The 21,633-nt window shown below is 55.2% G+C and carries 17 protein-coding genes; 11 read left to right on the plus strand and 6 right to left on the minus strand.

The features are described 5' to 3' along the window. Positions 1 to 126 precede the first annotated feature (126 nt). From KGP16_RS05875 to ppnP, 4 genes are all read left to right on the plus strand, one after another. Positions 127 to 900 carry an IclR family transcriptional regulator gene (locus KGP16_RS05875; RefSeq protein ID WP_021805523.1) on the plus strand — a complete coding sequence of 258 codons (774 nt, stop codon included), beginning with the start codon at positions 127 to 129 and terminating at the stop codon, positions 898 to 900. Positions 901 to 1,113: 213 nt separating this feature from the next. Then, positions 1,114 to 2,682 (plus strand): OPT/YSL family transporter, encoded by a 1,569-nt coding sequence (locus KGP16_RS05880; protein ID WP_021805522.1) that lies wholly within the window; start codon positions 1,114 to 1,116, stop codon positions 2,680 to 2,682. 60 nt (positions 2,683 to 2,742) lie between these two features. After that, on the plus strand, positions 2,743 to 3,672 hold the full coding sequence (locus tag KGP16_RS05885) for a DUF1177 domain-containing protein (protein ID WP_115158598.1): 930 nt from the start codon (positions 2,743 to 2,745) through the stop codon (positions 3,670 to 3,672). A 184-nt stretch (positions 3,673 to 3,856) separates the two neighbouring features. After that, positions 3,857 to 4,147 carry a pyrimidine/purine nucleoside phosphorylase gene (ppnP, locus tag KGP16_RS05890; protein WP_021180225.1) on the plus strand — a complete coding sequence of 97 codons (291 nt, stop codon included), beginning with the start codon at positions 3,857 to 3,859 and terminating at the stop codon, positions 4,145 to 4,147. Between the two features lie 74 nt (positions 4,148 to 4,221). Here the strand turns inward: ppnP and rdgC are convergent, their stop codons facing one another. Then, a complete protein-coding gene (gene rdgC / locus KGP16_RS05895; protein ID WP_021805520.1) occupies positions 4,222 to 5,133 on the minus strand; it encodes a recombination-associated protein RdgC in 912 nt (303 codons plus the stop codon). A 240-nt stretch (positions 5,134 to 5,373) separates the two neighbouring features. On the opposite strand from rdgC, the gene mak reads away from it, so the two are divergent. Next, entirely contained in the window at positions 5,374 to 6,282 is a 909-nt protein-coding gene (gene mak, locus KGP16_RS05900; protein WP_037375267.1) for a fructokinase, read from the plus strand. Between the two features lie 49 nt (positions 6,283 to 6,331). Here mak and licT read toward each other — a convergent pair whose 3' ends face one another. The 3 genes from licT to sbcD all read right to left on the minus strand — a co-directional run bounded on the left by licT (position 6,332) and on the right by sbcD (position 11,873). Continuing rightward, the gene (gene licT / locus KGP16_RS05905; protein ID WP_021805518.1) at positions 6,332 to 7,189 is read right to left on the minus strand and encodes a BglG family transcription antiterminator LicT; all 858 of its coding nucleotides are present in this window, start codon (positions 7,187 to 7,189) and stop codon (positions 6,332 to 6,334) included. 206 nt (positions 7,190 to 7,395) lie between these two features. Continuing rightward, positions 7,396 to 10,647, minus strand: a complete 3,252-nt coding sequence (sbcC, locus tag KGP16_RS05910) for an exonuclease subunit SbcC (RefSeq protein WP_223500959.1) — start codon at positions 10,645 to 10,647, stop codon at positions 7,396 to 7,398. After that, on the minus strand, positions 10,644 to 11,873 hold the full coding sequence (gene sbcD, locus KGP16_RS05915) for an exonuclease subunit SbcD (protein WP_223500960.1): 1,230 nt from the start codon (positions 11,871 to 11,873) through the stop codon (positions 10,644 to 10,646). The genes sbcC and sbcD overlap by 4 nt, the downstream gene beginning before the upstream one ends. A gap of 224 nt (positions 11,874 to 12,097) precedes the next feature. On the opposite strand from sbcD, the gene phoB reads away from it, so the two are divergent. From phoB to proY, 6 genes are all read left to right on the plus strand, one after another. Then, complete coding sequence (phoB, locus tag KGP16_RS05920) at positions 12,098 to 12,787, plus strand: phosphate response regulator transcription factor PhoB (protein WP_021180214.1); 690 nt, start codon at positions 12,098 to 12,100, stop codon at positions 12,785 to 12,787. 24 nt (positions 12,788 to 12,811) lie between these two features. Then, positions 12,812 to 14,128: a phosphate regulon sensor histidine kinase PhoR gene (phoR, locus tag KGP16_RS05925; RefSeq protein WP_115158601.1), complete on the plus strand. Its 1,317-nt coding sequence runs from the start codon at positions 12,812 to 12,814 to the stop codon at positions 14,126 to 14,128. A gap of 13 nt (positions 14,129 to 14,141) precedes the next feature. Next, positions 14,142 to 15,080 carry a PstS family phosphate ABC transporter substrate-binding protein gene (locus tag KGP16_RS05930; protein ID WP_094983241.1) on the plus strand — a complete coding sequence of 313 codons (939 nt, stop codon included), beginning with the start codon at positions 14,142 to 14,144 and terminating at the stop codon, positions 15,078 to 15,080. 188 nt (positions 15,081 to 15,268) lie between these two features. Continuing rightward, entirely contained in the window at positions 15,269 to 16,372 is a 1,104-nt protein-coding gene (locus KGP16_RS05935) for a cobalamin-independent methionine synthase II family protein (RefSeq protein ID WP_223500962.1), read from the plus strand. Between the two features lie 498 nt (positions 16,373 to 16,870). After that, positions 16,871 to 18,190: a branched-chain amino acid transport system II carrier protein gene (brnQ, locus tag KGP16_RS05940; protein ID WP_037375329.1), complete on the plus strand. Its 1,320-nt coding sequence runs from the start codon at positions 16,871 to 16,873 to the stop codon at positions 18,188 to 18,190. Between the two features lie 73 nt (positions 18,191 to 18,263). Continuing rightward, positions 18,264 to 19,667, plus strand: coding sequence for a proline-specific permease ProY (proY, locus tag KGP16_RS05945; RefSeq protein WP_021805512.1), 1,404 nt, complete (start codon positions 18,264 to 18,266; stop codon positions 19,665 to 19,667). Positions 19,668 to 19,755: 88 nt separating this feature from the next. Here the strand turns inward: proY and KGP16_RS05950 are convergent, their stop codons facing one another. Together KGP16_RS05950 and KGP16_RS05955 are read right to left on the minus strand one after the other, a co-directional pair. After that, positions 19,756 to 20,019 (minus strand): hypothetical protein, encoded by a 264-nt coding sequence (locus KGP16_RS05950; protein WP_059199996.1) that lies wholly within the window; start codon positions 20,017 to 20,019, stop codon positions 19,756 to 19,758. 133 nt (positions 20,020 to 20,152) lie between these two features. After that, positions 20,153 to 21,418, minus strand: a complete 1,266-nt coding sequence (locus tag KGP16_RS05955; RefSeq protein ID WP_059199997.1) for a mechanosensitive ion channel family protein — start codon at positions 21,416 to 21,418, stop codon at positions 20,153 to 20,155. Between the last annotated feature and the right edge of the window lie 215 nt (positions 21,419 to 21,633).

The following is a 21,633-nucleotide window of genomic DNA, read 5'->3' on the forward strand; positions in this document are numbered from 1 at the left end:
TAAAGCATCATTCGCTGTGATTTCACCGTGTAATAAAAATAAACTTCTTGACGATAAGAGGTGTGGGTTTTAGGTTTCTAAATATCGACTGGGAACTGAGTTCCATATAGTGGAACAAGGCAAATTATGACGACCTTGGAAAATGCTGCCGCGGTATTAAAACTGTTTTCTCAACGGCAGATAACGCATGGCCAAGGAGGAATTTCTTTTACTGATGTCGTCGAAAGGTTGAGGCTGCCAAAAAGCACCGTATCACGCCTGCTACAAACGATGGAAAGCCAGGGGCTGTTAGAGCGGGATCCGCAAAGCCGTCAGTATCATATTGGCTATCTGCTGCTTGGGGTGGCCAGCCATTATCTTTCCACTCCGCTGGTGGAAAGTGCCACGGCGGCGATGATGCAGCTTAATCAGTTAACCTTCTGTACCGGCTATATATCGGTGTTGGAGGGGCGGGAGAATTGGGTGATGCGTACGCTGCCTGGCCGCCATTTCCTACAGGTGGTGACACCGGTGGGGGCCAGTTCGCCAGCGGCAGAAACCTCTGTGGGGCGCGCGATACTGGCGCGGGAAAGTGATGAGCAGGTGCGTGAGCGTTTCGCAACCGGCTACGAAGTCTCCTCGGCAAACTCTCCCAAAACGCTGGAGGCGTTGCTGCAAAAGCTGGCAACCATCCGGCAGCAGGGCTGGTCATTGGCCCGTAACGAAACGCTGCCGGGTATCAGTTCGTTAGCAACCTCGGTGAGGAATAAACACCGTAGTGAGACGGTGGGGTTATGTCTCTCTTTCCCCTCCCAGACCGAGGAGCAGCCTTATTCTCCCCAGGTGCTTGAGGCATTAATGACGGTTTCCCGGCAACTGGCAGAAAAACTCGGTGATGACTATTGGCAACAGATCAAATAGATCACCGTAAACCGGCTTGATTAGCGCGCCAACACCAGGGCATCTCGCTGATGAGTTAATGGTAGAGAGAGTCGTTCTACCATTAATGCGGCCAAGGCAGGCACTAAATAATTTATTTCACCGCGTAGAGTTTCGAATAATGGAACTCTATCGGCAATCTGTGTCCGAAATATTATTTTTGCCATTTAGCAGGGATATTCACAGGGTGGATTTATGAAACCAGATATAACGAGTAATCCATTGAAAGATATCGGTACGTTACTGGTGATGGTGCTGTTATCCGTCGTCGGGGCGATAATTGGCGTACAGTTGATCACCACCTTGGGCGTGACGCCTAATACTTCGATTATTGGTGCGCTGATCGCCATGCTGCTGGCCCGGATCCCGCTGCGCATGTTCCAACGCTATCGTTCGATACACACTCAGAATCTGGCCCAAACGGTAATTTCCTCAGCCACCTTCGGGGCGGCCAATAGCCTGCTGATGCCGATTGCCGTGCCTTATGTCATGGGACAACCGCAATTGATCCTGCCGATGTTTTGCGGCGTAGCGGCGGCGATGCTGCTAGATGCTTACCTGCTGTACCGGATGTTTGACACTAAAGTGTTCCCAGCGGCCAATGCCTGGCCCCCGGGAGTCGCGGCGGCGGAGGCTATCAAGGCCGGTGACCGTGGTGGTAAACAGGCCTGGTTACTGGTTGTCGGCGTTGTTGTGGGGATTGCAGGCTCCATGTTGAAGATCCCTATGGCGGCCTTCGGTACCGCATTTATTGGCAATATCTGGGCGTTGAGCATGTTCGGTGTTGGCCTGCTGTTGCGTGCCTATGGCCAGCCGCTGACCGGTGTCGACATCAATGCGCACTATATTCCGCATGGCGTGATGGTCGGTGCCGGGCTGGTGGCATTGATCCAGGTGGTGCAGGTGATCCGCAACAAAAATCAAAGTTCGACCTCTACCTATACCCAACCTGACAGCGAAGTACGCAAGGCCTTGGGGCTGGGGGCTGTCGGATATGTCGTGATTGCCGGGATGCTGGCTTTGGGGGGCGGGCTATACAGCGAAATGTCGCTGACCATGCTGGTGCTGTTTGTTATCTATGCCGCGTTTGCTGCCTTTGTACATGAACTGATCGTCGGCATTGCGGCGATGCATTCCGGCTGGTTTCCGGCGTTTGCGGTGGCGTTGATCACGCTGATCGTGGGGATCATGCTTGGTTTCCCTCCTCTGGCGCTGTGCATTCTGACCGGTTTTACCGCAGCGACCGGGCCGGCGTTTGCCGATATGGGGTTTGACCTGAAAGCCGGTTTTATCCTGCGGGGTTACGGTAAGGATTTACAGCAGGAACTGCTGGGGCGGCGTATTCAGCTGATTGCCGCCATGATTGCTTTTGTGATCGCCATTCCCGTGGTTTATCTCTCTTACACCAGCTATTTCCTGCAGGAGTTGATCCCACCGGTGGCCCGGGTATACGCCAAAACCATTGAGGCAGGAGCCCAGCCCGGTATTGCGTCCAGCCTGCTGATTTGGGCCATACCAGGCGCGATAGTGCAGTTTATTGGCGGGCCTAAACGCCAGCTCGGCGTGCTGCTTGCGACAGGTTTGCTGATTAATAATGCCTTGGCAGGATGGGCGGTGCTTGCCGGTATCGCGTTGCGCATTCTGATCATCAAACGCTGGGGGGATAAAGGCCGCGCGCCGATGGAGATCATGGCTGCCGGGTTTATTGCCGGTGATGCGCTATACAACTTCTTCAATTCGATCTTTTCCAGCAAGGGAAAATAACGCCGTGCCTGCAATTGCGGGAGGCATAAACCTATCAGGCAACATTTGCGAGGGATTAACATGAGTTTGCAACAAACGCTGCAGGTCTTTGAGCTGATTGATAATGCCTATGTCAAAGGGCAGGACGTGGTCGATCTGTTTGCCCACTACCCGTCGGTCAAGGCCAGCACTCATCGTGTCAGCGGTGAGAAGGGCACCACGGATTTTGTCCGCATCGAGATCCCTGGCAGTGCAGGCAAGCAATCCGGTGGTGATGCGCCAACCTTGGGAATTATTGGCCGGTTGGGCGGCATTGGAGCTCGCCCCACGCGTATAGGATTGGTGTCAGACGGTGATGGGGCGATTGCGGCGATCGCCAGTGCGCTAAAGCTGGCAGAAATGCAGCGCAAAGGTGACGTTCTGCCTGGTGACGTGGTTATCACTACGCATATTTGCCCGAACGCACCCACTCGCCCACACGATCCGGTCGATTTTATGGATTCGCCCATCGATGACGTCACGATGAATGATAACGAAGTGGTGCCGCAAGCCGATGCCATTTTGTCGATCGATACCACCAAGGGCAATCGTATTATCAACCACAAGGGCTATGCACTATCACCGACGGTGAAACAGGGCTACATCCTGCGGGTGTCGGAAGACCTTTTGCGTATCATGGAAATGACCAGTGGCCGCCCGGCAGTGACCTTCCCGATCACCATGCAGGACATTACGCCCTATGGTAATGACGTTCATCACCTCAACAGTATCCTGCAACCCTCAACTGCTACGGCATCGCCAGTAGTAGGTGTGGCAATCTGTACTGAGTCGGTAGTGCCGGGCTGTGGCACCGGTGCCAGCCATGAGGTGGATATCGCGCTGGCGGTGAAGTTTGCCGTGGAAGTGGCAAAAGAGTTTGGGCGTGGTACCTGCAGTTTCTACGATCCTGCTGAATATGACCGTCTGCTGGCGCTTTATGGCAGCCTGAGCCATTTTCAACAGCGGAAATAACCGTGATCTCCGCCAGATGGAATGAGCAAGAGAACGCCGAACGTTGGCCGCCGAACCCATTGTTTGATCCCGCTCATGTTTTGCCATGCGTAACGATCGCATTTCGCATCAAAAACCAGTGACAGACCCGGTTTCATCCCCCAATATGGAGATCCCTCAAAGATGATTACGCAGGTGCCAGTCTATGCTGAAAGTGAACGAGTATTTTGCCGGGAAAGTGAAGTCTATCGGTTACGATAGTAGCAGCATCGGTCGTACCAGCGTCGGGGTGATGGAAGAGGGTGAATACACCTTCGGTACCGCACAGCCGGAAGAGATGACGGTGATCACCGGGGCATTGAAAGTGCTGTTACCGGGCGCACCGGATTGGCAGGTGTTTACGCCAGGCGAGAAGTTCTTCGTGCCTGCGCAGAGTGAATTCAACGTTCAGGTTGCCGATGCGACGGCCTACCTGTGTCGTTATCTGAGTAAGTAATCAGTGTTGTTTGGCCGGGGATGAAGATTTTCCCCGGCATTCCCCAGAGGGCGCAACGTTGCGCCCCTTCTGTTTTAGCGCTGTGCTTCGCCACCCAAGGCTTCGATGGTATTGCTGATCAAGGCCGCCAGTTCGCTGGTCATCAGAATGAAGTCGGCGTCGAAACGCTGGGCAAAATCTTCACGATCGATATCATCGTTCTGATCGCGCAGGGTATCGGCAAACTTCAGGCGCTTGAGTGAGCCGTCGTCGGCCAGCACCAGTTGAATGCGTTCCTGCCAATCTACCGCCAACTTGGTCACTAGCTTGCCCGCTTCGATATGCACGGCAATCTCGTCGCTGATCAGGTTCTGTTTCTTACAGCGGATCACCCCGCCTTCTTCCAGAATAGCTTTCAGTTCGGCCTCATCCTGAATGATAAAGCCGGCTGGCAGTTCGCCGGAGCGGACCCATTCGGTCAGCGTCAGCTCGATCGGGCTTTCCATGGTCAAAGGTACTACCGGCAGAGAACCCAGGCTCTTACGCAGCAGCGCCAGCATATCTTCGGCGCGCTTGGCGCTGGCGGCATCGACCATAATCAGATCGTTAACGGTATCGATCCACATATAGGTCTGGTTGAAGCGGCTGAAGGCGCGTGGCAGCAGGCTATGCAGCACTTCATCTTTCAGGGAGTCTTTCTCGGTTTTTTTCAGCTTGCGATGCTGTTCGCCTTCCAGCTTTTCGATCTTGGCCTGCAGCTCTTGTTTCAGTACCGGAGAGGGCAGGATCTTCTCTTCTTTACGGGCGCAAATCATGATCTGGCCGTTAACCGCGTGCGTCAGTGCGTCGCTGTGAGAGCCCATCGGGGAAACCCAGCCGGTTTTCGCCATGTCCTGGCTGCCACACGGGGTGAAGGCAAAGGCGCTGAGCTGTTTTTCCATTTCATCCGCAGTTAGCGCAACGTCGCGGCTCAAACGGTAAACCATCAAATTCTTAAACCACAGCATAATGTTATCCCAGGCTGGGCGTGCATTTGGCACGCAGATTCATCAAAAGCAGGGCGGCATAATAACGAATTGACGCTGAAAAATCGCCTCATTCCCGTTGATTTGCGTCCGCTGCCGCGTTTCATACAGCCAGATAGGGGAATTGCCATTGGTGTCACATTCGGTGAGCGTGGCGTGAGCCGGGCTATGCGCTACACTGGGCGGCAAGTTTGTTGTCGTGCTGAATTGGGGAGAGAAATTGTGCGTATTGGTATCGATCTGGGTGGCACCAAAATTGAAGTGATTGCGTTGGCTAACGATGGGGCAGAACTGTTCCGTCATCGCATTGCCACCCCTCGTCATGATTATCAGCTGACGTTGGAGGCTATCTGCGGGCTGGTGACACTGGCGGAGGAAAAAACAGGCCAGCAAGGCTCGGTGGGCGTGGGGATCCCAGGCACGTTGTCGCCCTTTACCGGCCTGGTAAAAAACGCCAACTCTACCTGGCTGAATGGCCAGCCGATGGATAAAGATCTTTCTGCCATGCTGCAGCGCGAAGTGCGGCTAGCCAACGATGCCAACTGTCTGGCGGTATCGGAAGCCACGGATGGGGCCGCTGCCGGAAAAAAAACCGTGTTTGCGGTGATCATTGGCACCGGCTGTGGGGCTGGAGTTGCGATAAACGGCCAGGTGCATGCCGGGGGCAACGGCATTTCCGGCGAGTGGGGACACAACCCGTTGCCGTGGCTGGATGAGGATGAACTGCGTTTTCGCTCCGAGGTGCCCTGTTACTGTGGTAAGCCAGGCTGTATTGAAACCTTTATCTCCGGGACCGGTTTCGCCACCGACTATGCGCGGCTGAGTGGTCAGGCGCGAAAAGGTCACGAAATTATGGCGCTGGCTGCACAACAGGATGCGGTGGCAGAGTTGGCTATTCAGCGTTACGAAATGCGGCTGGCAAAGTCTCTGGCGCACGTTATCAATCTCTTTGATCCCGATATGATTGTCCTGGGAGGCGGGATGAGCAACGTGGAACGGCTGTATCAAACGGTGCCGTCACTGGTAAAACCTTGGGTATTTGGTGGCGAGTGCGAAACGCCAATCCGTAAGGCAATTCACGGTGATTCGAGCGGTGTGCGCGGTGCCGCCTGGCTCTGGCCTCAGGTGTAACATACCTTCGTAGGGGCACTGCATGCAGTGCCCGTTGTGATCCCCAGCTTCACTCCTTCGGCGTGTAATTCTTTTCGCTTTCGCTGCGTACCCGCTCGATATGGATGGTCAGAAACAGCATTTCTTCGCTGGTCAACTGGTGCTGGTAGCTCTTCTCGATGTGCTGGTTGATCTTGCCGGCACAGGCGAATGACTCGCGGTATTTCTCCTTCACCACCTGATACAGCGAATCGTCCTCGCTGTTGACGTAATTCTTACCTAACAGGCGCTGGGCAAAGAATTTCAGGTGGGTGACAAAGCGATGGTAGCTGAGCGACTCCTCGTTGTAGTCAAAACGGAAATGGTATTTGACGATATTGAGGATCTCCTGCATCACGCGGGTGATATGCAGGGTGTTGTGCATTTCGTCATTGAGCTGCGCGTTGACCAGGTGCAAGGCAATAAATCCGGCCTCGTCTTCCGGCAGCGTGGTTTCCAGACGCTGGGCGATGATGGTCAGCGCCTCAAGCCCGATGGCGAACTCGTTTGGATAGAGTTTTTTGATCTCCCACAGCAGCGCGTTCTTGATATCCAACCCTTGCGCGTGGCGTTGCAGCGCAAAATGGATATGGTCGGTCAACGTGATGTAGACAATGTTATGCAGTTTCCCCGGCAGCCGCTCGCGGGCGAGGGTGATGATTTTGTCGGCAGTGGTGACACACGCCAGCGGGATCTCCGCCAGCAGTTCTTTGTAGCGTTCGCTCATTTCGCCACTGTTGAGGGTGAACACCTTTTCGATCAGGCTTTCATCCACACTTTCCCCGGCTTTCTTTTGAAAGCCAATGCCACGCCCCATAACCACCGTTTCTTCCTGATGGTCATTCAGCGTAATCACTACGTTATTATTGAGTATTTTAGCGATTTTCATGGCTATTCCCGGCCCGCTGAAAACGAAAAAACCCGACGCCCAGGAGCGATCCCGGAGGTCAGGTTTTGCCTGTATGCACAGTGACAATCCTGTAATCATTATCATGATAACCGTTGTCGGCGCGGGCTCAATGCTTTTCAGCCTGTACTGTCGCCACGATCACACTTCTGGCCGTAGTTACCTCTTGACGTAAACCTCAGTAGCAGTCATTCGATGCGAAACTGCGCGTCCAGTCGGCTGACCCCCAGGCCATTGACCTTTTTCACCTTAATCTGCACCGGGATGCGCTCCTTCATTGCCTCAACGTGGCTGATCACGCCGATGGTTTTGCCAGTCGCGTTAAGGCTGTCCAAGGCGTCTAGCGCGGTATCCAGCGTCTCGGCATCCAGCGTGCCGAAGCCCTCATCCAGGAACAGCGAATCGATGCTGGTCTTGTGGCTGACCAGATCGGACAAGGCCAGCGCTAGCGCCAGACTCACCAGGAAGCTTTCACCACCGGAAAGGGTTCGGGTATCGCGCAGAGCATCTGCCTGCCAGGTATCTACTACCTGTAGCTCCAGCGCATCACTGGTTTTGCGCTGCAACAGATAGCGCCCGTGCAGGCGGCCAAGCTGGTTGTTGGCCAGGTACACCAGATGATCCAGGGTCAGGCCCTGAGCGAACTTGCGGAACTTGTCGCCCTCTTTGGAACCGATAAGCTGGTTGAGCAGGCTCCAGTCGTCGTACTGCTGCTGGCTTTGGGCGATCTGTTCGAACAGGGACTGTTGATTCAGGCGGCGCTCGGCATCGCTGCTCAGTTGGTTACGTACCTCGCCCTGGCGCAGCTGTAATGTTTTCAGCCGCTCTGCCAGTTCGCTGAGCGCGGTGGTGAGTTGCTCAATATTGACCTGGTTTTCATCCAGATCCGCAGGGCGTTCCAGACGGTGCTGTTCCAGAGCTTGTACGGCCTGCGCCAACAGCGTTGTGGCCCGCACCTGACGCTCCTGCAACTGCTCTTTGTGCTGCTGTAAGCGCTGGCGTACGTCGTCATCCAGCAGCGCGGCGTTGAATGCGGCCTCATCATCGAAGGTGCTGCTGGCCAAGGCCTGCAGCCATTGCTGCTCGGCCTGTTGCCCCCGTTCGGCTTGCTGTTGTTGCTGTTGCTGCAAACCGACCCACTGGCCAGCCAGGCGATCGCGCTGCTCCTGCGCTTTGTGCAATTGCTCCGTGGCCTGCTGCAAGGCGTGCTCTGCGGCGATTTGTGCCGTGCGTAACTGCTCACGGGCTTCAGCCACCGTTCGCTCACCAAACAGCGCGATGCGTTCGTTACGCTGTGCCAGCAGCTGAGTTTCATTCGTCAGGCACTGCTGTTGCCACTGCGCCAATTGGCGTTGAGTTTCCTGCTGGTTTTTCTGCAGCAGCTCAAAGCGCTCATTCAACCGTGCCGCTTCCTGTTGCGAACTCTGCTGTTCGTTTTGCAGGGCATTCAGGGCATCCTTCGCAAGCTGCACGGCCTTGGCGAGCCGTTCGTGTTGCAACAGCAGTTGCTGACCGGCCTGTTCCTCACTATCGCAAGCCTCCAGCCAGGCGGGTAACCGGGCGCTGTCTTGCAGCGTAAAGTCGAAGGCCAAGGGCGCGCTGAGGGTTTGCCAGTTTTGCAGATAGCTTTCCTGCTGCTCGAGTTCCTGGTTCAACTGCGTTTGCAGGCGTTGCTGTTGCTCTTTCAGGCTTTCACTGCGTGCACGCAGCTCTGTTCCTTTAGTGTGCAGCTCTTCGGTTTGGGCGCGCAATTGAGCGACGCGCTGCTCCGTTTCTGACGGTTTGACAGCCTGATATTGCTCGATCGCCGGATGGTGCGTGGAGCCGCACAGCGGGCAGGGGGCATCGGTTTGCAGACGCGCCCGTTCGGCTTCCAGACTGACGATGCGTTTTTCCAGTTCGAGTGTCTTCTCAACGTCTGTCAGGTGCGCTTTTTGCTGTTTATACTGCTGGCGTACCGCATCGAGCTGGGTTTCTACTTCGGTCAGCTGTTTTTGGCGCGAAGTGAATTCGAGCCGCTGTTGCTCAAGGCTCTGCTGGTTCTGCTGGAATAGTAAGGTCAGTTTCGACAACTGCTGGCGAGCCGGGCGCAAGCCACTCAGTTCGGCCTGGCGGTGACGCAGTTTCTCCAGTGGGGATTGCGCCTCTAACGTGGCTTGCTGCTGGAGTTGGCTATCCAGCGCTGCCGTGAGTTCAAGCTGTCTGGTCTGATATTGACCCGCCAGGGTAGCCAGTTGGCCGCGTCTTTCGGTGAGTTGTTCCAGCGTGCGCCGCAGCTCATCGCTCTGCCGCTGGCTCTCTGCATGCTGTTTATGCGCTTCTGCCAGTTGGTTTTGTAACTGAGCAATCTGATGATCGAGCGGCAACACCTTGTCATCCATCAGCGTCTGCTGCTGTTGCTGATGTTCCGCCTGGGCCTGTCTGGCCTTTTGCGCCTGCTCCAACTGCTGTTGTAACGGGGTCAGTTCGGCCAATTGACGCTCTTGCTGCTGAGCCAACTGTTCGATCTGTTGCTGTAACGCCAAACGATCCTGCTGACAACGATTACGCTCATTGAGCAACGGGCGCAGTTTCTCGGCGGGCTCACTGCGAGCTAATTGCTGCAACTGCGGTTCGGCCAGTTGATACTCCTGCTGCACGCCAGACAGCTGTTGCTGATAATCCTGAGTCTGTTGCTGGATGGCGTGCCAGCGTTGCAGCCAGCTCAACTGATGTTGTTGCCGCTGTGATTGTTGGCTGAGAAGTTGCTCTTCAGCGCCGAGCTCGTTGAGCTGGTTTTCCAACGCCTGGCGCTGCTCATCATTAAGCAGTTCAATCCCACTGGCACGGTGGTGCAAAGCGTCCAGAGCGCTTTTCGCCTGTTTGTGCTGTTCGAATACCTGTGCCGATAGCCGTCCATAAATCTCGGTGCCGGTCAGTTCTTCCAACAGTTCGGCACGTTCGTTGGCCTTGGCGTTCAGGAAGGCGGCGAACTGGCCCTGTGACAGCATCATCGATTTGGTGAAGCGGCCAAAATCCAGCCCGGTGATCGCGGCAATCAGCTCTTTTTTATCGGAAATTTTATCCGCCAGGATTTTGCCGTCTGCCCGCAGTGCCAGCTCCACCTTGGGAGCCTGCAGGTTGCCGTCCGGATCGTTTTTCGCCCGGCGTTGGCTCCAGAAGGCGCGATAGCCGATGCCTTTGACCTCAAACTCCACTTCGGCCAGCGATTCGGCGGTGTGGCGGGTCATCAATTCATTCTGGCTGGCACTGACTTCCAGGCGTGGTGTCTGGTGATAGAGGGCCAGGCAGATGGCGTCCAGCAGGGTGGTTTTACCCGCTCCGGTGGGGCCGGTAATGGCAAACAGGCCGTTGCTGGCGAAGGGTTCCGCCGTGAAGTCGATTTTCCACTCGCCCTGTAGCGAGTTCAGGTTTTTCAGCCTTAGGCTCAGGATCTTCATGCTGATGGCTCCTCATGGTGATGCAAGGTTTCTACCACCTGCTGGAACATCTGCCGCATCTGTTGTTGGCGCGGTTCGGCCATCTCGGCTTCCAACGCCAACCGGCGCTCGAAGACTTCGCCCACGCTTAATTCATTCAAGGTTTCTTTATCCTGCTGAGCAATGGTCTGGCTACGTTGCTCTTTACTGCGTCGCAGCAGCACCACTTCAACCGGTAAATCTTCCGCCAACTGTTGGATGCGGCGCTGAATATCGCTGAGGTAATCCTGGGTGGCCACTTCGATATCCAGCCAAACCGGAAGTTCGCCCTGATAATCGGCAAACTGCTGTAATTGGGCCTCGATTTGCTGCAAATCACCTTTGATCAGCTGCATGGGCTGGAAGGTGGGGATCTCCAGTGGCGTGATCTGTTGCAATGCTCCGTCGGCAAAATCGACCATAAACACGCTTTTGGCTTTGCCTAACTCGTCAAAGCTCAGTGGGATTGGCGAGCCGCTGTAACGGATATGCTCGGATTTGGCGACGTTCTGCGCACGATGGATATGCCCCAACGCAATGTAATCGGCAGGAGGGAACGCTTGAGCCGGGAAAGCGTCCAGCGTGCCGATATAGATATCCCGCACCGAATCCGAGGTGGTGACGCCCACGGTGGTTAAATGGCCAGTGGCGACGATCGGCAGTGGCAAACCCAACGCATCGCGGCGCGCACAAGCTGCCTGATACAGGGTTTGGTAATGTTCGGCGATGGCTTCTTGCAGGGCCTGCTGCTTTTGGTTGCCAGACTCACCGGCGCGGCTGGTGAGCAGATCTCGTGGGCGCAGGAACGGAATGGCGCAGAGCACCGCACCAGGTTGGCCATCAAGCTGGTTGAGCACCACAATTTGCTGCTCAAGCTCGCTTTGCGCGTTGGCAATCACGGTGGTGTTCAGGCAGGAAAGCAGCTCACGCGATTCATTCAGCGTGGCTACGGAGTCGTGGTTGCCGCCCAGCACCACCAGCTGGCAGCCGGTGCGTTGCAGCTCCACCACAAAGCGGTTGTACAGCTCGCGTGCGTAGCTTGGCGGAGAGCCGGTATCGAACAAATCGCCTGCGACGATCAGCGCGTCCACCCGCTGCTGTTCCACCTGTTCGATCAGCCAACCTAAAAAGGCCTGATGCTCGGCGGCGCGGCTTTTGGTGAAAAAGTACTGGCCCAAATGCCAGTCGGAGGTATGGATCAGGCGCATAAAACTCCCAGGGCGACAACATAATGGCGACGATTATAAAGGGGGGGATCTCTCCTGTCGTGGCTCAATCAAGTAGAGAGCCGAATGATTTTTGTTTGCCGTCAGAAATAATCGCTATGCTTACTGCGTTCGAACGGGCTATTTTTTCATAAAAGTGTCACAAAACTGACGCATAATGGCGACCGCAATCAACTGAGATCGCTAACACATTGGCAGGATTGACGATGGCAAGACGCATACTGGTGGTGGAAGACGAAGCGCCGATCCGTGAGATGGTGTGCTTTGTGTTGGAACAGAATGGTTACCAACCGTTGGAAGCCGAGGATTATGACAGTGCCGTCACGCGCCTGTCTGAGCCGTTCCCTGATTTGGTGTTACTGGACTGGATGTTACCGGGAGGTTCCGGCATTCAGTTTATCAAGCATATGAAGCGTGAGGCGATGACCCGGGATATCCCGGTAATGATGCTGACCGCGCGCGGTGAAGAAGAAGATCGGGTACGTGGCCTGGAAGTTGGGGCGGATGATTACATCACCAAACCTTTCTCCCCCAAGGAGCTGGTGGCACGTATCAAGGCGGTAATGCGCCGTATTTCACCAATGGCAGTAGAAGAAGTGATTGAAATGCAGGGGCTAAGCCTGGATCCTTCCTCACACCGGGTGATGGCCAATGAGCAGGCGCTGGAGATGGGGCCGACCGAGTTCAAGCTGCTGCACTTCTTTATGACTCATCCGGAGCGTGTTTATAGCCGCGAACAGTTGCTTAATCACGTCTGGGGCACTAACGTTTATGTGGAAGACCGCACCGTTGATGTGCATATCCGCCGGCTGCGTAAGGCGCTGGAGACCAGTGGTCATGACAAGATGGTTCAAACCGTTCGCGGCACCGGTTATCGGTTCTCAACGCGCTACTGATCGCACAGCGCTGGAGAGGTTACCGTGCTAGAACGTTTATCGTGGAAGAGGCTGGCGCTGGAGCTGGCCCTTTTTTGCCTGCCCGCCTTATTGCTGGGGCTGATTTTCGGTTATCTGCCCTGGCTGCTGTTGGTTTCGGTGCTGGCTGCGCTGGCCTGGAACTTCTATAACCAACTCAAACTTTCCCACTGGCTGTGGGTGGACCGCAGCATGACGCCGCCGCCGGGCCGCTGGAGCTGGGAGCCGCTGTTCTATGGTCTGTACCAGATGCAGCAGCGTAATCGCCGTCGGCGCCGTGAGCTTGCGTTGTTGATCAAACGCTTCCGTAGTGGGGCCGAATCCTTACCGGATGCGGTGGTGATGACCACCGTTGAGGGTAATATCTTCTGGTGTAACGGCCTGGCACAGCATCTGCTGGGCTTTCGCTGGCCGGAAGATAACGGCCAACACATTCTCAACCTGCTGCGCTATCCGGAATTCAGCCATTATCTGCAACAGCAAGAATTTACCCGGCCGCTGACGCTACAGCTGAATAACGAGCACTTTGTCGAATTCCGTATCATGCCGTACTCCGAAGGCCAATTGCTGATGGTGGCCCGTGATGTGACCCAGATGCGTCAACTGGAGGGGGCCAGACGCAACTTCTTTGCCAACGTCAGTCATGAGCTGCGTACGCCGCTAACGGTGCTGCAAGGCTATCTGGAGATGATGAGCGATGAAGAGCTGGATGGTTCGCTGCGTGGCAAAGCCTTGGGCACCATGCAAGAGCAGACCAAACGCATGGATGGGTTGGTAAAGCAGTTGCTCACGCTTTCCAGGATAGAGGCCGCGCCAAACGTGGATATGAACGAGAAGGTTGATATTCCGTTAATGCTGCGGGTATTGCAGCGTGAGGCGCAGTCGCTCAGCAGTGGTAATCACCAGATCAATTTCCGGGTGAATGAAAATCTGCAGGTGTTCGGTAATGAGGATCAGCTGCGCAGCGCGGTTTCCAATCTGGTGTACAACGCTGTCAACCATACTCCGGCGGGTACCAACATCGAAGTGAGCTGGCAGCAGACGCCGCACGGGGCTCAGTTCCAGGTCAGCGATAACGGGCCGGGCATCGGTGCCGAGCATATCCCACGCCTGACCGAGCGTTTCTATCGCGTGGATAAAGCACGTTCGCGCCAGACCGGCGGCAGTGGGCTCGGGTTGGCGATCGTGAAGCATGCGCTCAGCCATCATGATTCACGGCTGGAGATCCTCAGCGAGCCAGGCATCGGCACCCGTTTTATCTTTACCTTGCCTAACCGGTTGATTGTTCCCGCGGCTTTAGCAGAGAATGCGGTGAAAAATTAACAGGTCGCCCGCCATGAATCGATTTACCCAAGCTTTGCTGCTTTGCCTACTGTTGTTGGTTGGCCGCGGGGCCGTGGCTGCTCCGGATGGCATGCTTTCCGGCAACCTGTCCAGCGTGGGCTCCGATACCCTTGCCAACCTGATGGCGCTATGGGGGCAGGATTTCAGCCGACACTATCCCAACGTGAACCTGCAACTGCAGGCTGCCGGTTCCTCGACGGCACCCACCGCATTGGCGGCAGGAGCGGCGCAGCTTGGGCCAATGAGCAGGCCAATGAAGGCGGCGGAGGTGTCGGCATTTGAGCACCGCTATGGCTATGCTCCGCTGGCGGTGCCGGTCGCGGTTGATGCGCTGGTGGTGCTGGTGCATCAGGACAATCCGTTACGTGGGTTGAATCTGCAACAGCTGGATCAAATCTTTTCCGCTACCCGCCGCTGCGGGGAAAACACGCCGATTAACCGCTGGGGAGAGCTGGGGCTGCAGGGCGGTTGGCAGCAGCGTGCCTTGCAACGTTTTGGCCGCAACTCCGCCTCGGGTACCTATGGGTATTTCAAGCTGCGTGCGTTATGCGGTGGTGATTTTATGGCGCGGGTGAATGAACTGCCGGGGTCGGCCTCGGTGGTGCAGGCGGTGGCCGGATCGTTAAACGGCATTGGCTATGCCAGCATTGGTTTTCGTGCCAGCGGGGTGCGGCTGTTGCCCCTGGCAGAAACGGGTGACCGTTATATTGAACCTAGCGAAACCAACGTGCGTAACGGTAGCTATCCGTTGGCGCGCTATCTGTATATCTACATCAACAAAGCTCCCAACCAGCCGCTGGAGCCCCTGACGGCGGCATTCCTCGACCGTGTACTGTCTGCGCAGGGACAGGATCTGGTAAATCACGACGGCTATCTGCCGTTGCCGCCAGATACGCTGCGCAAAACCCGCGCTCTATTGGGGTTGGAGTAGTCCGGCCAACTTGAAATTAATTCAACACCAATGAAAATTTCTCCATTGCCGGCTGACCGGTGACATGAAAGGATGCACCCAAGCAGTGTAGACGTCTGGATGTCCATTTGTAACCCGGCGTAATAATTCAACTTGTCAATGATTGGAACTGACGGCGGTAAGCCCTCAGTGCATCATCGGAGCAGAACATGTCCAAAGCCAGCCATGCCTTTCACGCCGACGTTGTCGGTAGCCTGTTGCGCCCTGCGGCGTTGAAAACGGCCCGTCAGCAGTTCCAGAATGGTGAGATCGATGCGGCTCAGTTGCGCGCAGTAGAAAACGAGCAAATCCGCCATATTGTTGGCAAACAGCAAGAGATCGGCTTACAGGTCGTGACAGATGGCGAGTTCCGTCGCGCCTGGTGGCACTTCGACTTCCTTGAAGGGCTTGATGGTGTAGAAGGCTACGACGTGGAGCAGGGCATTCAGTTTAACGGCGTGCAAACCAAAGCCCGCAGCATCAAGGTGACCGGCAAACTGGGTTTTAGCAACCATCCGATGCTGGAGGATTTCCGTTTTCTGAAAAGCGTAGCCGGCGATGCTGTACCGAAGATGACCATCCCGAGCCCGAGCGTGTTGCATTTCCGCGGTAGCCGTAAGGCGATCGACCCTCTGGTTTACCCGAATCTGGATAGCTACTTTGACGATCTGGCACAAACCTACCGCGATGCGATCAAAGCCTTTTACGACGCTGGCTGCCGCTACCTGCAGCTTGACGATACTGTCTGGGCCTATCTGTGCTCCGACGATCAGAAGCGCCAGATCCGTGAGCGGGGTGAAGATCCTGAGCAATTGGCCCGAACCTACGCAGAGGTGCTGAATAAAGCCATTGCCGGAAAACCGGATGATTTGACCATTGGTCTGCACGTTTGTCGTGGTAACTTCCGTTCCACCTGGATCTCGGAAGGCGGTTACGAGCCAGTAGCGGAAATCCTGTTTGGCCAGGTCAATATTGATGCCTTCTTCCTGGAATATGATAACGAACGATCTGGCGGTTTTGAGCCACTGCGTTTTATCAGGCCGGGCAAACAGCAGGTGGTACTAGGGTTGATCACCACCAAGACCGGTGAGCTGGAAGATCCGGCGGTGGTGCAACAACGTATCAAGGAAGCAACGCAGTTCGTCGATATCAAACAGCTATGCTTGAGCACGCAGTGTGGCTTTGCCTCTACCGAAGAGGGCAACAGCCTGAGTGAGCAGCAGCAGTGGGATAAGCTGCGTAGCGTGGTCAATATCGCAGCGTCGGTCTGGTAAACGCCAGTAAAATGAGCACATGACACGCGTTTAGTGTCTGGTTATTGGTGTTTTCACGCACTATGTAACCATTTGTTTCACATTTCGTGAGTGATGTGCTCAAAAATAATACAAATCATGTAGTGCATATTTATTGATAACCCCTATGTTCGACTGGATGAGCAATATTATCTGGACGATCACTCTGCTTTCTGTCCTGCGTATTGCCTTTTGGCACTATAAACGTTTAACTATCCCCCTATTGCCGGACTAAACCTCCATTTTCCTCAGCATTCCGCGGTGATTGCGGCCTGGAATTCAGCACGGGAAAAAACGTCTAAAAATCTGCTCGTCATCATGCGTATTCGCCTTTATCAAGGTCAGACGCCGCTATTGCGCGCTGTCTGTTGCCCATGAGTATTACGATGAGAGAGCAGGCCGGCAACCGAACCGAAGTGGGGCACTTTTGCCACCATGCTTATCGGCAATTTTTTATTTCAACAGGCAGCACAACAGATTATGAGTCATCGTTTAGCGTCAAAAGATATTCTGGCTTTGGGTTTTATGACCTTTGCCTTATTCGTCGGAGCCGGGAACATCATCTTCCCGCCGATGGTGGGTTTGCAGTCTGGCGAACACGTCTGGACTGCGGCAATTGGTTTCCTGATCACCGCCGTCGGTCTACCGGTTCTCACCGTGATTGCCTTGGCTCGCGTTGGCGGCGGCGTTGATGCATTAAGCTCACCGATTGGCCGTAGCGCTGGCTTGCTGCTGGCAACGGTGTGCTATCTGGCCGTTGGCCCGCTGTTTGCCACCCCGCGCACCGCGACCGTTTCCTTTGAAGTGGGTATTGCGCCGTTGACCGGTGACGGTGCCATGCCGCTGTTTATCTACAGCCTGGTCTATTTCGCACTGGTGATTGGCATCTCGCTCTATCCGGGCCGCTTGCTTGACACCGTGGGCCATATTCTGGCTCCGCTGAAGATTGTGGCATTGGCCGTGCTGGGTATTGCCGCAGTGTTGTGGCCTGCTGGGACGCCGATCCCGGCGGTGGATGCCTACCAAACCGTGCCGTTCTCTTCCGGTTTTGTTAACGGCTATCTGACGATGGATACGCTGGGCGCCATGGTGTTCGGTATCGTTATCGTTAACGCCGCACGTTCTCGTGGGGTGAAGGACGCTGGTCTGCTGACCCGTTATACCATCCTGGCCGGTTTGATCGCCGGTGTGGGCCTGACGCTGGTCTACCTGAGCCTGTTCAAACTGGGCTCCGGCAGCGGCGTGCTGACGCCAGATGCCACCAATGGTGCGGTAGTGCTGCATGCCTACGTGCAAAATACCTTCGGCGGCCTGGGCAGCTTCTTCCTGGCGGCGCTGATCTTCATTGCCTGTATGGTGACCGCGGTGGGCCTGACCTGTGCCTGTGCGGAGTTCTTTGAGCAATACCTGCCGTTCTCATACAAGACGCTGGTATTCATTCTCGGCCTGTTCTCGATGGTGGTTTCCAACCTCGGCCTGAGCCACCTGATCCAGATTTCGATCCCGGTGCTGACCGCGATCTATCCACCTTGCATCGTGCTGGTGCTGCTGAGTTTCACCCTGCGTTGGTGGACCAGTGCATCACGTATTGTTGCGCCGGTGATGTTAGTCAGCCTGTTGTTTGGTATCCTTGATGCGGTGAAAGCGTCCAACTTCCAGCATTTGATGCCAGAATGGACCAATCACCTGCCGCTGGCGGCGCAGGGGCTGGCATGGTTGCCACCTTCGCTGCTGATGCTGGTACTGGTCGCGATTTATGATCGGGTTTTTGCACGCAGCCAAGTGACTGCTCACCCTTAAACCTACGGTCTGAATTTTAGGCCACGGACTTGTCCGTGGCTTTTTTACGTTTAAATAAAGACGGGTCATTTTCATGCAACAACAGTCACCCACCGCAGCTCCAGCCAATAAGCTCAAGCGTGGCCTCAGCACGCGCCACATTCGTTTTATGGCCCTGGGTTCGGCCATTGGTACCGGTCTGTTTTACGGCTCCGCAGAGGCCATCAGAATGGCTGGCCCCAGCGTCCTGCTGGCTTACCTGATCGGCGGTATCATTGCCTTTATCATCATGCGCGCACTGGGCGAAATGTCGGTGAATAATCCGCAGGCCAGCTCGTTCTCGCGCTATGCCCAGGATTATCTCGGCCCAATGGCGGGTTACATTACCGGTTGGACCTATTGCTTTGAGATCTTGATCGTTGCCATTGCCGACGTGACGGCCTTCGGCATCTACATGGGCGTCTGGTTCCCGGAAGTGCCGCATTGGATCTGGGTGTTGAGCGTGGTGCTGATCATCGGTGCCATCAACCTGATGAGCGTGAAGGTGTTCGGTGAGCTGGAGTTTTGGTTCTCGTTCTTCAAGGTGGCGACCATTATCATCATGATCGTCGCCGGTATCGGCATCATCTTCTGGGGCATCGGCAACGGAGGGCAACCGACCGGGATACATAACCTGTGGGTCAACGGCGGCTTCTTCAGTAACGGCTTTATTGGCATGATCCTGTCGCTACAGCTGGTGATGTTCGCCTACGGTGGGATTGAAATCATTGGCATTACCGCCGGTGAAGCCAAAGATCCTAAAGTGTCGATCCCTAAAGCCATCAACTCGGTGCCTTGGCGTATCCTGGTGTTCTACGTCGGGACGCTGTTCGTCATCATGTCCATCTATCCGTGGAACCAGGTGGGGACCAACGGTAGCCCGTTTGTGCTGACCTTCCAGCATATGGGGATCACCATTGCGGCTGGTATTCTTAACTTCGTAGTGATCACCGCTTCATTGTCGGCGATTAACAGCGATGTATTCGGCGTTGGCCGTATGATGCATGGGTTGGCGGAGCAGGGGCATGCCCCGCAGGTATTCAGCAAAATCTCCAAACGCGGTATTCCGTGGGTGACTGTAGTGGTGATGATGGCGGCCATGCTGATCGCCGTGTATCTCAACTACATCATGCCGGAAAGCGTGTTCCTGGTGATTGCCTCACTGGCGACCTTTGCCACCGTGTGGGTGTGGATCATGATCCTGTTCTCGCAGATCGCTTTCCGCCGCAGCTTGAGCAAGGATCAGGTTAGCAAGCTGGCGTTTCCACTGCGCGGTGGGGTATTCACCTCGGTGGTTGCCATCATCTTCCTGGTGTTTATCATCGGCCTGATCGGTTACTTCCCAACGACGCGTATTTCCCTGTATGCCGGGCTGGTATGGGTCGCGGTGCTGCTGCTGGGCTACTACATCAAGGTGAACCGCCAGAAAAAGCAGGTCGTGCTGACGCAGCAGGACTGAACGAGACTCATTTAGGGGGCGCAGCATGCTGCGCCCTTATATTGCGACTTTGTCAGCAAGCGGACACCGGCCTTGAACCGGTGTTTTTTTAACTGTGTTCCTCGGGATCGTCCCCTCCGGTGGCCCTGGCCTCCATCACCAGATTGCTTTCGCATAACCGTTCTTCCTTCCCTTCTCCAGAGCAGCGCGCCAGCACTTCACGAATATCCATCATATTGCTGCTCAAGGCACTGAGCGCCGGTTGCAATGTGCGGCTCATCTGGCTTTCGTCCAGCGTGGCGCTGTGCAGGTAGCCAGCAAACATCAGCGTGGCCAATAGGGTGATCAGACGGTGTTTTGACGATGTTAACAAGATGCCTGCTCCGAACGGTAAAATGGCGTGTGAGTATTAATAGCCATTCGGCGGCAGAAAGAAAGTCAGGGGAGATATCTGTTGGCAATCGGTTGAAGATAATTACCAACAGAAATAATTTCGTCAGGCTACGTTAGGGATTGTTGGGCGCGGGCTGCAGGTTTGCCAGCATGCTGCGCATGTCGTTGCTGCTTGGTGTCTGATGGATGCGCAGATCGAATTCGCCGATCACCGCCAGCAGATGATCGAAGATATCCGATTGAATTCCTTCGTACTCTGCCCACACAGTGGTGTTGGTAAAGGCGTAAATCTCCAGCGGTAACCCTTCCGGCGTTGGGGCCAATTGGCGCACCATCAGCGTCATATTCTGGTGGATCCCCGGGTGCGAACGTAAATAAGCCACCAAATAGGCACGCAAAGTACCGACATTAGTCAGGCGGCGGCCGTTGAGCGGCGAACTGAGATCTACCTCGCTCTGTTGATTGTACTTACCCAGCTCCTGGGTTTTATCGTTCAGATAGCGTTGCAACAGGGGGTTACGGTTGAGGCGTTCCTGCTCCTCTGACGTCAGGAAGTGGACGCTGGTGGTGTCGATATTGATGCTGCGCTTGATGCGGCGGCCACCGGATTCAGACATTGAACGCCAGTTCTTGAACGAATCAGAGATCAGTGCGTAGGTGGGAATGGTGGTGACGGTGTTGTCCCAGTTTCTGACCTTGACCGTGGTCAAGCCGATGTCGGTCACCGCGCCATCGGCACCGTATTTAGGCATCTCCAGCCAATCGCCGATTTTCAACATATCGTTGGCGGAAAGCTGGATCCCGGCGACCAGGCCGAGAATGGGATCTTTAAACACCAACATCAAGACGGCCGTCATGGCTCCCAAACCGCTGAGTAACAGCAGCGGTGAGCGGCCCATCAGCAGTGAGATGATCATGATGCCAATAAAGATCGCGGCGACCAGTTTCACGCCCTGGAAGATGCCACGCAGCGGGAGCTGATTGGCAAGCTGGCTTTGGCGCATCAGAGCCAACAGCGTGTCGAGTAGTGAGAACAACGTCAGCAGGGAAAATAACAGGATCCATACCTGCGCCGCAGTAACGATAATTGCCTGAGTCTGGCTGCCATTATGCAGCCACAGTACCGCCTGCACGTTGATGATCACCCCTTGCAGCAGCAGGGCGGCGCGCTGGAAGAGTTTATGCTGGGTGATGGCCTGCTGCCAGAGATGCTGTGAATGCTGGCCGCGGCGCTGGATAGCGGTCAGTACCACGCGGTGCAGTACCAGATGGATCACCACGGAAATCAATGCAATCAGCCCAAGCACCATCGCCAGTGACATCATGTCGGTGAATTCCAGCCCAATACTTTCCAACCAGTGCCTTATTTGTTGTTGCATGCTAGCTCCCTCCAAAGTACTTAAAAAACATCCAATAAATCTAAAACCCGTTAGCCTAAAGGTTATCGGGCATGATATGTGTCTGTTTACCCATTTTTACATTGTAAATCAGCATCTCCACCCCTCGGCTCATCCCCGAGTTTATCACTCAAAGATGAGGGAGAACGGTGCTCAACGTGGCATGGTGCGTGGCATTGCATTCGTCGTCGATTGGG

Source organism: Serratia sp. JSRIV006 (genome assembly GCF_019968685.1).
Classification (GTDB): Bacteria; Pseudomonadota; Gammaproteobacteria; order Enterobacterales; family Enterobacteriaceae; genus Chania; species Chania fonticola_B.

Coding starts and splice junctions, on each gene's coding strand:
- phoB (WP_021180214.1), top strand. CDS start 12,098: ATGGCAAGACGCATACTGGTGGTGGAAGACGAAGCGCCGATCCGTGAG.
- KGP16_RS05935 (WP_223500962.1), top strand. CDS start 15,269: ATGTCCAAAGCCAGCCATGCCTTTCACGCCGACGTTGTCGGTAGCCTG.
- KGP16_RS05885 (WP_115158598.1), top strand. CDS start 2,743: ATGAGTTTGCAACAAACGCTGCAGGTCTTTGAGCTGATTGATAATGCC.
- KGP16_RS05930 (WP_094983241.1), top strand. CDS start 14,142: ATGAATCGATTTACCCAAGCTTTGCTGCTTTGCCTACTGTTGTTGGTT.
- ppnP (WP_021180225.1), top strand. CDS start 3,857: ATGCTGAAAGTGAACGAGTATTTTGCCGGGAAAGTGAAGTCTATCGGT.
- proY (WP_021805512.1), top strand. CDS start 18,264: ATGCAACAACAGTCACCCACCGCAGCTCCAGCCAATAAGCTCAAGCGT.
- KGP16_RS05955 (WP_059199997.1), bottom strand. CDS start 21,418: ATGCAACAACAAATAAGGCACTGGTTGGAAAGTATTGGGCTGGAATTC.
- KGP16_RS05880 (WP_021805522.1), top strand. CDS start 1,114: ATGAAACCAGATATAACGAGTAATCCATTGAAAGATATCGGTACGTTA.
- sbcC (WP_223500959.1), bottom strand. CDS start 10,647: ATGAAGATCCTGAGCCTAAGGCTGAAAAACCTGAACTCGCTACAGGGC.
- sbcD (WP_223500960.1), bottom strand. CDS start 11,873: ATGCGCCTGATCCATACCTCCGACTGGCATTTGGGCCAGTACTTTTTC.
- licT (WP_021805518.1), bottom strand. CDS start 7,189: ATGAAAATCGCTAAAATACTCAATAATAACGTAGTGATTACGCTGAAT.
- rdgC (WP_021805520.1), bottom strand. CDS start 5,133: ATGCTGTGGTTTAAGAATTTGATGGTTTACCGTTTGAGCCGCGACGTT.
- KGP16_RS05875 (WP_021805523.1), top strand. CDS start 127: ATGACGACCTTGGAAAATGCTGCCGCGGTATTAAAACTGTTTTCTCAA.
- brnQ (WP_037375329.1), top strand. CDS start 16,871: ATGAGTCATCGTTTAGCGTCAAAAGATATTCTGGCTTTGGGTTTTATG.